16 protein-coding genes are annotated in these 11,938 nt (G+C 61.1%); 8 read left to right on the plus strand and 8 right to left on the minus strand.

Features of this window, described 5'->3' with window-relative positions; translation table 11 throughout:
• Nucleotides 1–251 precede the first annotated feature (251 nt).
• A complete protein-coding gene (locus tag AC6H42_RS00870) occupies nt 252–731 on the minus strand; it encodes a hypothetical protein (protein ID WP_497547177.1) in 480 nt (159 codons plus the stop codon).
• 241 nt (nt 732–972) lie between these two features.
• Between AC6H42_RS00870 and AC6H42_RS00875 the strand changes: the two genes are divergently transcribed.
• The 6 genes from AC6H42_RS00875 to AC6H42_RS00900 are packed head-to-tail and all read left to right on the plus strand — an operon-like array spanning nt 973 to nt 5,039.
• Nucleotides 973–1,419, plus strand: coding sequence for a PRTRC system protein E (locus AC6H42_RS00875; protein WP_497547178.1), 447 nt, complete (start codon nt 973–975; stop codon nt 1,417–1,419).
• 11 nt (nt 1,420–1,430) lie between these two features.
• Entirely contained in the window at nt 1,431–1,856 is a 426-nt protein-coding gene (locus tag AC6H42_RS00880) for a PRTRC system protein C (RefSeq protein WP_497547179.1), read from the plus strand.
• Entirely contained in the window at nt 1,835–2,872 is a 1,038-nt protein-coding gene (locus tag AC6H42_RS00885) for a PRTRC system protein F (RefSeq protein ID WP_497547180.1), read from the plus strand. Before AC6H42_RS00880 ends, AC6H42_RS00885 begins: the two co-directional genes overlap by 22 nt.
• Before the next feature lie 19 nt (nt 2,873–2,891).
• On the plus strand, nt 2,892–3,623 hold the full coding sequence (locus AC6H42_RS00890) for a PRTRC system protein B (RefSeq protein WP_497547181.1): 732 nt from the start codon (nt 2,892–2,894) through the stop codon (nt 3,621–3,623).
• Nucleotides 3,616–4,242 carry a PRTRC system protein A gene (locus AC6H42_RS00895; RefSeq protein ID WP_497547182.1) on the plus strand — a complete coding sequence of 209 codons (627 nt, stop codon included), beginning with the start codon at nt 3,616–3,618 and terminating at the stop codon, nt 4,240–4,242. The genes AC6H42_RS00890 and AC6H42_RS00895 overlap by 8 nt, the downstream gene beginning before the upstream one ends.
• 11 nt (nt 4,243–4,253) lie before the next feature.
• Nucleotides 4,254–5,039: a PRTRC system ThiF family protein gene (locus AC6H42_RS00900; RefSeq protein WP_497547183.1), complete on the plus strand. Its 786-nt coding sequence runs from the start codon at nt 4,254–4,256 to the stop codon at nt 5,037–5,039.
• 516 nt (nt 5,040–5,555) lie between these two features.
• Here the strand turns inward: AC6H42_RS00900 and AC6H42_RS00905 are convergent.
• From AC6H42_RS00905 to AC6H42_RS00920, 4 genes are all read right to left on the minus strand, one after another.
• Entirely contained in the window at nt 5,556–6,536 is a 981-nt protein-coding gene (locus AC6H42_RS00905) for an HNH endonuclease (protein ID WP_497547184.1), read from the minus strand.
• 121 nt (nt 6,537–6,657) lie between these two features.
• Nucleotides 6,658–8,466, minus strand: a complete 1,809-nt coding sequence (locus AC6H42_RS00910) for an AAA family ATPase (protein ID WP_497547185.1) — start codon at nt 8,464–8,466, stop codon at nt 6,658–6,660.
• A gap of 312 nt (nt 8,467–8,778) precedes the next feature.
• Nucleotides 8,779–9,108: a hypothetical protein gene (locus AC6H42_RS00915; RefSeq protein WP_497547186.1), complete on the minus strand. Its 330-nt coding sequence runs from the start codon at nt 9,106–9,108 to the stop codon at nt 8,779–8,781.
• Entirely contained in the window at nt 9,092–9,373 is a 282-nt protein-coding gene (locus tag AC6H42_RS00920) for a hypothetical protein (RefSeq protein WP_497547187.1), read from the minus strand. Before AC6H42_RS00920 ends, AC6H42_RS00915 begins: the two co-directional genes overlap by 17 nt.
• Nucleotides 9,374–9,538: 165 nt before the next feature.
• On the opposite strand from AC6H42_RS00920, the gene AC6H42_RS00925 reads away from it, so the two are divergent.
• Nucleotides 9,539–9,769, plus strand: coding sequence for a hypothetical protein (locus tag AC6H42_RS00925; protein ID WP_497547188.1), 231 nt, complete (start codon nt 9,539–9,541; stop codon nt 9,767–9,769).
• On the opposite strand, the gene AC6H42_RS00930 is transcribed toward AC6H42_RS00925, so the two are convergent.
• On the minus strand, nt 9,755–10,207 hold the full coding sequence (locus tag AC6H42_RS00930) for a hypothetical protein (RefSeq protein WP_497547189.1): 453 nt from the start codon (nt 10,205–10,207) through the stop codon (nt 9,755–9,757). The genes AC6H42_RS00925 and AC6H42_RS00930 overlap by 15 nt on opposite strands.
• A gap of 115 nt (nt 10,208–10,322) precedes the next feature.
• Nucleotides 10,323–10,694: a hypothetical protein gene (locus tag AC6H42_RS00935; RefSeq protein ID WP_497547190.1), complete on the minus strand. Its 372-nt coding sequence runs from the start codon at nt 10,692–10,694 to the stop codon at nt 10,323–10,325.
• Nucleotides 10,695–11,257: 563 nt separating this feature from the next.
• On the opposite strand from AC6H42_RS00935, the gene AC6H42_RS00940 reads away from it, so the two are divergent.
• Nucleotides 11,258–11,434, plus strand: a complete 177-nt coding sequence (locus AC6H42_RS00940; RefSeq protein WP_497547191.1) for a DUF3606 domain-containing protein — start codon at nt 11,258–11,260, stop codon at nt 11,432–11,434.
• A gap of 297 nt (nt 11,435–11,731) precedes the next feature.
• On the opposite strand, the gene AC6H42_RS00945 is transcribed toward AC6H42_RS00940, so the two are convergent.
• Nucleotides 11,732–11,932, minus strand: a complete 201-nt coding sequence (locus tag AC6H42_RS00945) for a hypothetical protein (protein ID WP_497547192.1) — start codon at nt 11,930–11,932, stop codon at nt 11,732–11,734.
• Between the last annotated feature and the right edge of the window lie 6 nt (nt 11,933–11,938).

Raw genomic sequence — 11,938 nt, forward strand, 5'->3', positions numbered from 1 at the left:
CTGCTCCCCATGCTAAAAAGTCCTGGGGTTGAATCCGAACAAACTGATGCGGACGCGAAGGGACGACGCCCGTCCGACCTGCTGGACGAAGGCGACGTTCTGACGGTCGTGGCGCTGTTCGAGACGCGCTTGGCGATCAAGCTAAGCACCGCATGCATGGCACGGGCGCGTCGGGTTGCACCTGCCGAGCGAGGATATTTGGGAAGCGTCGATAGCCGGAGAATCGGCAAGTCCGTGCATGGAAGCATCCGCTAAGACTCACCCTCCGCGTCAAGCGTCACAAACACAGCCGAATCTCGCGATGGAGCACCAAAAATCTGGGCCGGATGCTGTCGCCGCCATGCCGTCTCTATGCATGAAAGGTTCTCGAAAATGAAGTAACAGGCAAATGTGGCGCCATGAGTCTGCGCCAATACCTGCACCAGGTGACGCATCGCCGCAATTTTTGACGTATCCATAAACATCCCGTTACTTCTGTTAGCAGAGGTCTCCAGCCTATTGCTAATTTCCTGTTGTAAATTGATATTTATCAACAATGACGTCGATTTCGTTTCCGCCCGACGCATCCGGCCGGAAGAGCGATATGGCCCAATTTGCCGTTTGACCAGGGTGCAGAGATTGGAAAATGCGGCCGCTGTACCAATGCCCTCGTTCTCGGCGCGGGCCAACCGAGCGGGCGGGTTTGCCGACATTGCGGGGAACGGGTGCTCCGCCTGAAAGGCGGACGCCATCAGAAGATCATCTGCCGAGTACCGGACGCTGACAGCGGCCGTAGCGCGCCCTCTAAATCAGCGTCAGCTTGGTCGATAGCGCAGAAAGCCTGGCCGGATTGTCAGCCATGTGGGACGACTCCGGCCATGCGTCGGCAACGCCATCCACCGATGCGCCCGCCGACAGTGATTCCGATGGCGGCACTAGACCTGCGCGATGCCGCCGGTACCATAGGTTATCGACCATCAAAGGAGACACACCATGGGAACGTTCACAGAGCTCTACCCCATCGCCACCAGCACGCACCTGGCCATGCTGATCAGCGCGGACCCCGGGCGCGGCGTGATGACGGTATCGGTGATGCCGCGCCCGGCGAAGGGCACTGCCTCGTCGCCGTCGCGGGATCTGACCTTGACCGCCACGCCAGAGGAACTCGACACCGGATTCGCGGCCGCGCTTGCCAGCTACACGCCGAAACTTGTACCGCTACTTGAACAGGTCGACGCCGCCACCAAAGCGCTTGACGCGGCGCAGGCGGCCGGCCCGAAGCCCGCCAAGGCCGGACCCAGGACGATCGCCAAAGCGAAGCTCCCGCCCACCTGCGAGACGCAGCGGTGCCCCGCCGTCGCGGAGACTGGCGACAATAAAAACCCGAACGACGACCCCGACCGGGACTGGATGAAGAACCGCCAGCCCGAACTTTTCTGACTGGAAAAAGCATGTCCATTGCGATCGAAGAAATCCGGCGCGTCTACCGCTACAACGGCATCGAGCTGCCCGCGCCGCCCGGCATGGCCCCGCGCGATGTGCGCGACCTGCACAGCGCCATCTATCCCGAACTGATCAGCGCGGAAATTGTCGTGGGTGAAGAGCTGGTCAACGGCGCGCAGGAGATCACCTTCCGGCGCGCGGTGGGAACCAAGGGGGCGATGAGCTGGCGCCAGTTCAACGAACTGACGGCCGCCATGGCCGAGGGCCGCGCGGAGGCTGGCGCCGCAGCGATCAACCGCGCGCTGGACAAACAGGCGCTGGTCCACACCGCATGTTGCTGGCAGCGTTTCACCGCCGCCTGCGCGAGGCACTCGCCGGAAACTCGCCCTGCTTCCCAAAGCGTTCCCTCAACATGGCTGCCGCCGCTCCCCTAGCCATCATGGCCCAGCCGGCGCTGGGTCAAGGTATCCCGACATCGATCATGCCGGCCGCAGGCCAGCGCGTCGCGGGCATGATCGCGGCCTACCTCGCAAGCGGCAAGGCGGTCACACCCGGTCACTTCCCGCTGGCCACCAACGATCCGCTCGACGCCTGCGCCATCGCGCTCTCGTCCTGGCTGCATCGGCACATCGGAGAAACAAAGTGTCTGGAACCGGTGTTCCTGCTGGAGCCGGTGCCGGTGGGTACGGTCGATGAACTTGAGACGGACAGATCAGCACTGAACGCATCGGACGCACAGGCTTTGCGCGGCGTGCACATCAGCTGGTACGAGCGCAACGTCTGCCATTGGACCGTCGGCCCGGGCCTGCAACGGCTGGAAGATGCGGTGCCGGGATTGGGCGCGACGGTGCTATGCGTCATGGAGGACAGCAGCGTCCAATCCTGCCCGCTGTTCTCCCCTTCGGTCGTGCTGGACGAGGCCAGCAACCAGTATTGGTTCGGAGAGTCCGACGAAACAGAATTCCTTGACGCGGAATGCGGCGACGACGCGCAAGCGAGGGAGGCGATGCGCGCTGATATGGTCACGCGCGCCGATATCGAATCCGCGTTTCCCCGCTGGGCGCTGCACCGACCACGCAAACTGCTCGCGCGCAAGGCGTTGCGGGACATCGCGACCAGCCACAACGACAAATATGTGCGCCAGGCCACTACGCTAGCGTACTCCTTGGCGAACATCATCTTGACATCCGACTTCGCGGCCATCAGGGACGGCCAGTTCACGGGCTACTCGGCGGTGCTGTGCTGGCGGGACGAGGATATCGCGGTCAGGGTATCGGATGACTATGCGCACTGGGCGTGGCAAGGCGATTCCTTCGACGAGATCGGAGAGGTGATCCTGCCCATCGACGGTCCGGCAACTTTGGCGCATTGGATGCGCGCCATGACGCCGCACCTGCGCGCCATCGGCCTAGTCGACCGCTTGCTGTCGCACCTCACCGAGGGATACTGAACGCACAGGAGGACAAACCATGCGAGCTCAATTCCAGATTCAGGCGCCGCGCGCCACAAGTCTCATATTATCAGAGGCCGTGCTGATCTACCGCGACACCGGCGCGCGGCAAACCCGCGCTTACGCCAGCGTCCATCAAGTCGAAGTGGCCGATGGAAGGCCGGTAGTCCTCGCGGGCAAACCCCTCTCGCCCCGCCACGCCCGGCGGCTGGCTGCGGAGCTGTGCCGCCAGAGTCCCGTCGGCGCGCCGTTCCTCGATGGCAGGACACTGTACAGCGGGCCGGGTTTACTCGCATGGTGGCTGCCGGCCGCTCGACGGCATATGGCGTTCCGCTGCGAAGCGCTCGGCGAGCGCGGAGAAACCTTGCCGCATCCGTCGCTGGTATTCGCGGTCAGCGGCAAAGGCTGGTGGGTGTGGGCGCTCAAATCGGATGAACGTCCGGGTCCGGACACCAAGCTCTATCGCGCCCCTTTTTTCAACGTCGGCGACGACGGCGCGATCTGCCAGGGCAGCACCGTCATGCCCACCGGCGACGCGTGCCAGCGAATCGATGCCTGGACCGACGCATTCTTCGGTTCGTTCTTCTCGCACCCGAGCGGGACGAAAATCGTGCGGCACCCCGGCGGCGCGCACGCATTCTGGAAAAGCCTACTGGACAGCGCACCCGCACGCTTTCCCGCCCGCGTGCTCGTGCCCGCCAACGCCACGCTGGCCGACACCGTTTCAAGCATTGGAGGCTATCATGAGTGACCCGCGCGACGTGGCACTGATGGCCGCCTGCCCCGTCATCGCAGCACCCAGATTCTGTGCATTGCCCGCCATGGCGCGCGGCCAGCGCATCGTCATGGCCGCGAACGGCGTGTTCGTGGAGATAAGGCTGCCATGGATGACGTGCATACAGCAGTGCGGCAGCATCGATCCCGGCCTTGCGCTGCCGTACGGCTTCTTGGCGCCGTCGTTGACCTTCCCTTTCGGCGCGATCCCAGCCCGGCTGCTGCGCGGCTTTCTTGCGCAGGCGCGCCGGGCCGCTCCCATCGAAACGGCCGCCGTGATCGTTCATTGCGAGCGCACGAACGCCCTGCGGCTGGCGGCGTGCGAGACGGTGGAGGCCGACACTGATCACATCGTCTACCGGCGTCCGCCGCTGGCCGCCACCGAGCATCTCGCCGTTGACTTGCATTCGCACGGTGACGAGCCTGCATTCTTCTCGGCACAGGACGACGCCGACGATCAGGCCATCAGGATCTGCGGGGTGTTCGGCCGGGTGCGCGAGCGCCAACCCGACGTCTGTTTCAGGCTGGCGATGAACGGCATGTTCATCGGCTTGCGCGACCGCTGGCCCGCGTATTTCGGTCTGAAGCAAAACTAAGGAGAGCAAAGATGGACAGCCTTCCCCACCGGATTCCGAGCGAACTGCTCGCACGGCGCGTCACCATCCATCTGGCGGGTGTCGGCGGCAACGGCGCGCAAATGGCGGGCTGCCTGGCGCGGCTCGACATCGCGATGCGCGCGCTTGGGCACCCCGGCGGGTTGCACGTGCACGCGTTCGACCCGGACATCGTCTCCGAAGCCAACGTGGGCCGCCAGCTCTACAGCCAAGCCGATGTCGGGTCGCACAAATCGGTGGTCACCATCTCCCGCCTGAACCATTTTTACGGCCTCGACTGGAACGCGAGCGTGCGCCGCATCGAAGCGTCATGGCGCGGGGGACACGGATTTTCGCGGGGCGACGCGGACATCCTGATCAGCTGCGTCGACACGGGCGCGGCCCGGCGCACGATGCATACACACCTGTTCGGCGAGTGGCGGTACCTCTACTGGCTTGACCTGGGCAACCGCGTGCATGACGGGCAGGTGGTACTGGGGCAGCCGCCCAGTCGCGCCATGCCCGCCGACGCGCCGGAGCGTCTGTGCTGTGTCACGGAACGGTACCCGGAGCTGCTCGATGAAACGGTACCCGAGGACGATACCCCCTCTTGCTCTGTGCGCATGTCGCTCGCGCGCCAGGGCCTGTTCATCAATGACTTCACCGCCCGCCATGCCGCGCAGATGCTGTTTGAACTATTCTCCACCGGCGGTCTGGAATCGCAGGGCGTCGTGCTCAACCTGCAAACAAAGCGGACGGCGCCGATCCCGATCCAGCATCCCGAAGCCAACGCCCGATGAGCGCCTACCGCGCTCGCCGGTGTTTCAGGCACTATCCCCGTTCCGGGGGAACTCGCGCGTCAACTCTTCGATGGTGGGCAGGGCTTGCTGAAGCGTTGGATGGTGCGCGGAGGAAAGGCGATATATATTTCGGGTTTCGGGCTGACACCCCGGTCACTTCGGAAAACTGGCTCGAAACAATAAATTCGGTCGCGAAAGTCGACGATATGTCGGTGAATTTGCTAACCAGCTCAACCAGGAAAAGTCAATCGGGACACGTCGATCTTGCTAAGCGGTGGCTACTAAAACACTAAAGTCGGTCGGTGCGTCAATCTGCTAGCGCAGCCGGGCGCAGATGTTGGGATGGCTCGGCGCACGCCTTTTGTTGCACTGACGATAAAAATAAATTCCTTGTTAGATGTTCTGAATTTTGTGTGACTGACGCGCTTAAACCCCGCATTTGACGGCGGCCCTGCGGCGCTCCAACTGCACAAACGTTGTGGTCCGACAAGACGGAGAGATACCAAGGCAACCCTCTTAATAAATATAATCCCGCGCCTTGCGATGGAGGCGTGTTTTGACCACCTGAGGCACAGCGGTCGAGACCAGCATCAGTGGCTGCGGTTTCGGGAGCGCGGAGGCAGCGACGAGTCGTGCGATTGCGCTTGGATTGCTCAGTAGGGCTTCCAGGCACTTCGCTTCGATCGGGTTCGCGATGCCGGTTTCCTCCTTCACGCTTTCCAGCCTGAATTTGAGGTGCTTCACGATCTCGCTCGTCGTGAAATGCTTTCCGGACGTCACTTTTACGAAAGCCCGATAGCGACGCCTGATGATGCCGCGCGCCCTGTCCTTCACCTTCAGCTTCGCTAGGTGGAAGGCGACGAGGGCGCGTTGCGCCTTCGTCAGATGTGGCTTCCATCGGAAGCGATTAATCTCAGGACTATCACCCGCCCACGCCAGGTCGACATCAAAAGCGCTTCGATTCAGGAAATGGTCGAAATAAGGATGGATGCATCGCCGAGTTTCCCGGAGCCGCCCCACTTTCATTGGTCGCAGGGGCGTGGCTCCGCGGACCCGCAACGACTGAGGTAGTTGGGCATTGCTCCGGCGTGCCATGCGGATATCGGCCTGCTTGTCGCTGCTACGTTTTAGGCGTTGTTGATGCCTGCGAGCTTTCGCAGGCGTACGTGCGCTGGCGGACTTATCAGGATAAAAGCTGTTCTTGGAACCTTGGCAATCTGAACAGGCAGGTACCAAGTTAAGAGAGAGGAATGAAAGGTGCGGGAACGCCTTGTGCGCCCTCGGTAAGTAATGGTCGACAGTGATGTTCTTCGACAGGCCGCAGTACGGGCAAGCGCCAATCTTTTCCGGGTCACGCAGCGCTTCGATGTACTTGAACGGTTTGGCCGTAGAGCCGTACAGGTCGTACAGAAAGCCTCCTAGGCCACGCAGTTTGGCTGGAAACAAGCGCCGTGGCGTCTGGAAATACTTGCCGTAGTTGAGGAAGGGTTCTTTCAAGCCCCTGTAAGCGTGTGACGCCTTCCTGACCCGCTCCTGCCAGCCCTTGCCCCTGTACGTGCGTGCATATAGGCCGAGCGCACTGAGGTCGTCCTCAGCGGTTCTAGAATGACGAATGGCGCTAGGCATCGGCGGAGGTGCGTGTGACGGCGTCGGAACGCTCGATCAAGTAACTCACCGCGTCTTCTCCCAGGCTCGCGGCAAAGCTATTAAGTTTGCCTTCGTCTAAGGTTCCCTGGAATTGCTGGACGCGGATGAGATGGTCAATGCTTTCCTGAAAACCTTTGCGGATGTGCTCATCTTCGAAGACATAATCAGAAATCATGGCGACGTCTGCCCCCAGTGTCTGCAAAGATGGCTGAAACATTTCAGGCACGCCTTCAGCCGACGTCTTCAGCACCTTGACCGTGCTGCGTTCGAATTCGCGAACCACGAATGGCGAATGGGTAACGACGAGTGCGCGTGAGCCGGTAGCCTGCAATGTCCGCGCAAGCGTCTGCACCAAGAGTGTGATGAAGCGAGGATGGAGGTGATTCTCGGGCTCGTCGATCAGCACCAATGCGCTGTCACGCGAGGCGATGATCAGCCGTGCACAGAACAGCACCAAGCTGCGCTCTCCCGAACTGAGGGTGTAATCTCGTCCGTCTTTGCTCCGCATGAAAGGGCCGTTACCTCGGTCGAGTCGGGCGACGAAATCGCTGCGCGAGTCGAAGGACGATGTCAGGTCTTCCAGCGAAATCTGAAGGTCGTCTTCGCGATCGATTAGCTGCGAGCGCAAGGCGGCAGGCTTCGCCGAGTGTAATGGAAGCCGCAACGCACGCACATCGATAAATCCTGACAGAATTTCCTTCAGCAAGCGCAGATCGCGGAGACCAGCCCGACGCTCGGTCCTTGACGACAGTAGCTCGTAGATCACCTGTGTCAGCGTGCGCCAATCGCTTGCGCGGACTCCCTGTTCATAGACCGACACTCCCTTACGGCGAAGACTTGCCCACATGGCTCGCTCGTAGGTAAAAACGGCAACCTGAACCGGTGCCGATCGCTGATAATCTTGGTCGACGTCGTGCCTGAAATCATCCGATTCGTTGCGCTCCATTTCCGCGCATTTGTTGAGTACGCATTTGGCGAGTCCCAACAAAAGGTTGGTCTTGCCAGAACCGTTGGGACCGATGACGACGTTCTGCAGCTGGCGTTGTCCCAGCACCACCGGGAAGTTTAGCCGCAGGGGTAGCACGAAACGCCCACCCCATAAAGGAACCTCGGCGGCGAGCGATTCGACGTGGTCGAGGCTGGCCACTCGCGTCTTCATTGAATCCATACTGCGCCGGAAATCGATGAGCGCGAAACGTTCCTCGTCCTCCCGCAAAAACTGAGACCATAGATCATGGGGCGATGTCCGCACTTCGCGCAACATGCGCGAGCCCGGGCGTAATTCGTTCAGGGCGGCGAGGTCATTGACCAACAGCAGCAGCCGCACGACGACTTCGCGCGGCAGCCTGTTGAACAGCTCGCCGTAAGCCCGTCGATCGCCGATGTACAGGACGGGGACGCCGAAACACGACCGGAAGTTTGCCAAGGTTACCCAGCCCCTTTTGTCCGGGACGATGTCGGGTGCCCGATCCTGCCTCGGTGATTCATTGAACCCGTCCAGTAGAACGATTTTTGCAGCGACGCCCACATTCGGTGAATAGGGCGACATCGCGATGAGGGTACACGGCTGTACTTCGTTACGTCTGATGTAAGCAGATTCTTTCCATGCGTGTAGTTTGATAAACAAACCGCTGCCTCCCTCCGGCTCGGGGGGCAGCAGGGCATCTTGCGACCAGGTCACCCAGACTTTAGGCTGGGAGCTTTCATTCGAGGACTTATTCATTCGGGCGGACGACTTTGAAAAGGGCAAGCGAACTTGGCGCAGCACGCGGGTAGCCATTCTTACACGTAAGCAATCATGTGTATAGGCCTGGCTTTGGCGTCCACCCCACGAGATTGAGCGACGGAAGCTCATGAGAATTGGTGGTGGCGGTGATGAGAATCCTCACCATACAACGTGGAAACGTTAGTCAGGATGCTCACGACGTGACGATCCCCAGCCGCGCGTCAACTCGGAAAACGCGCCGATGCCCTATTCGGTCATTGTCTTCTCCGCTCCCACCGCACCGTCGATCCCACTCAAGCGGACGGAAGGACGGCGAAAAATCACCGTCTTTTCCCCACTCACATTCGAAGCAAAGCATAGCTCGCTTCATTTGCCACCATTGCGAAGCACACCAGCATCCGCATCGAGCCGCGCGTTGGCAAAGCCGGCCTGCCACATCGACGCTAACGCGCTATCGCAGGCGAACAGCACCGGCATCACCCGTTCGCCGGCCAGATACGCGGCATAGCCTCGCCGCATCACGCGCTGAAACAGGTCCTTCAACTCCCCGGTTCCAATCATCGGGTCGGGGTGAGGCCGCCAGCTAGCGCGCCAACGTTCCATCTCCACCCACTCGGTTATCCCTGGCGCCGACTCGTCCTCCCCATGCGACAGCTGGCTTGGCCAGGCGCGGCCTATGTCATTCGTACCATCCATAATCGATCTCCTCGACCACGTTCAACTCGTCAGTCGCCACGCCGCCGTTGCAGCGGCAAATATCCCTGGCGGAACACAATGAACCGTCCCGCAGGTTGCAGAAGCAGATGCAGGTGCGGTTGATGCGCATGAACGGTGTCCCGTCCCGCGCACGCAGCCGCCTACCCGGCTTCATCCCATCCAACCACTTCAGCAGCGACGCGCACAACGCGTCATCCTGAGCGTCCGCGCTTTGCCGACCCCCATTCCATTCCATGCGTTTCATGATCACCTCCCTCTTCGCATGATTGCTGTTCGCGGAAATTCGTCGATCCACTCGCGCCGCGGTTGAACGCGCCTGGATCCATGCCTAATATGCTCACACCGACTTGGGCACGCGCAAGCGCGCCTGCACCGAAATTCCATCCCCAATAACCGTACGGCGAATCCCATGCTGCGACTAGGACCACACATCCGCCTGACCCGCGCCGAGATTGAACAACTGACCTTCATCACGGGTATCGCCCCGGGGCCGATCCGGTGCCACGCCGATTTGAAACGCTATATCGGCAAGTGCAAGCGCTACTACTGGGGAACATCCAGGGCAACCCGCGAGCTGCATCGCCTCATCGACGACGCCTATCGCGAGTGCCTGGAAGGACATCCCCTAGCGGCACTCTGAGCCGGACGCTTTTGCCCCTTCATCGGCCGGCTCCGGCTTAGCCGCGTGGACGGGCCGCTTGCCAAGCTTGCGCAGCTGGCCCGCCGCCGGTTCGTCGCGCCCTGAAAAGAACGCAACGCTTACGGCGGCGCAAAATGCCCCACACCGCTTCATTGCGCCAATCGGCCAGGCCAACGACGCGGCCAGGCCGCGCAGGGCCCTGCCAACCGCTTTCGCGCGATCCTGGCGCTTTTTTGCCAGGCGCAGCGACTGACGGCAGCGCAGGTATAGCCCGGAATGCAGCGCTTTCGCCTGCGGATCCTGGTCCATGTGCGCGATCAGTTCAGCCGCGACCATGGGATCGCCGGCCTGGCGATAAAAACCCGACCAAACCCTTTCTTCCTCACGGCCGATGAGGCGAGTACGCCTGTCTCCGCGATCATCCCTACTGTTGCCCATGGTGACCTCCAAAAAAGCGAGGCGCCATGCCCCAGCGGGACATCGACGCCCCGCAGGTTTAATAAACATCTTTATCACAGCTACCGGCCGCAGCCGGGGCTTTGAAAGCCGCCCATCAGCCGTGCACCTGGCAGGGATTGCCTGCTCCATCCCGGCATCCTGCGCAGTTGCACATGCACACCCGTTCCAACTCGAACACCCGACCCCAGCGCCACGGCCGGAGCAGATGCCACTCCTCTCCGGCGAACATCAAGGGCGGCTGGTCAATGCCCTCCTTCGTGTCGTCGATGCCCTGCAACTGCGCTTGAAACGCCACCTCGAAGCACATGTCCTCCGCTGCCTGCGTGTCCAACAAAGCCATCACCCGCGCTTGCGCCAATAGAACCCGTGCATCCAGTCCCCGCACGCACACCTCGGACAGCCGTTCCTTATCGCTGATAAATACCGTTCCGCAGACCGGCAATTGACCGCTGTCAGCAATACCCATGACCCCCTCCTTGAAAAAAGAGGACACGGCTCCCGCGCGGGGAACCAAGTCCCCGCCGTGTACGCCGACCAAGCGACACCAGGTTGGACCCGCGTGAGCGAGCGAAAAAACGAGGCCGATGGTTCTTGCGAACCAGGGCCTCAACCAAGGAAACGTATGAACCGTTTCCGGCAGCGCAAGCAAACAATGCCGGCGCCAATCCATTGAAAAACTCAGAAGCTATCGACCGCGAGGAGCGGACGAGCATGCCGCAACAAATGCCCGGCAACATGATGACGGGTGACGACCGCAACGCCTTTGGCAAGCAAAGGTCCCGGCACAGACCGCGATGGACGGCGACGGGAGCGACGTAGGAACGATTCCCACAGTGAGCTTTTCCATCATTGCATCGCTGCGCGCCGATTTCAAGGAAGGCGCTCGCAGCGTGCACCGGAATAGAGTTAGCAACCGAAGCAAGCTCACGGGACTCTCGGCCAAGGAGCAGCTATGCCCAACTTTCCGGTGGCAAACGAACTGCAGAGCTGCAGGTTCTCTATAGTTTCACTTTTCTGAAGGAGGGAGCCATGGCAGACAATCTAGAAAACCGAGGACCGCAGGACCGTTCGAAAATCAGCTTGACCGAAGAGTGGGAGGTCGCCTATCGGACGAAGGCGCTAGGGGTAACGAAAGAGCAGCTCGAGTCCGCCATTCGGAGTGTGGGCAATGGGGTGGAAGTCGTGAAGAAGTCACTGGGAATATAGTGCCAGCACTAAAGTATATTTATCGCAATGACCAGATCAACTGCGACAAACGGCAATAGGCAAGCCGAATTTAAGGTGATAATGCCGGTTGGAAATCAATGCACGGATGACGAAAATCCGTCGTGCTATGGGATAGCTTCGTCGAGTTCTGGTCGGGTGGGGTGGCATTTCCCCGACGCATATATGCGGCGGATGAACGCATGGGGCATCGCTTTGCCGGCACCGGTTGCCATCGCGGCCCGGACAGCGTGGCGCGGAGAGCAATCAACAGCACCGTTCCGGGAAAGGCGCTGCCGGTCAGCGCCGGTCATATCGCCCGCACGGGCAGGACAACGCTTCGGCAAGCCAGTCCGGCTTCGATACTTTGACGGCCAGCACGGCGGCAGGCACGGGAGCCGGTTCCGCCTTCTGGTCCGATGCCGCCACAGCGGGCGGCCTCAAACTGCCCAGCTGTCCGGCGAACAGCCCGGCGGGCGCGTCGTGAATCCCTTTTCGCATGAGGTG

Source organism: Massilia sp. NBRC 108631 (genome assembly GCF_059704565.1).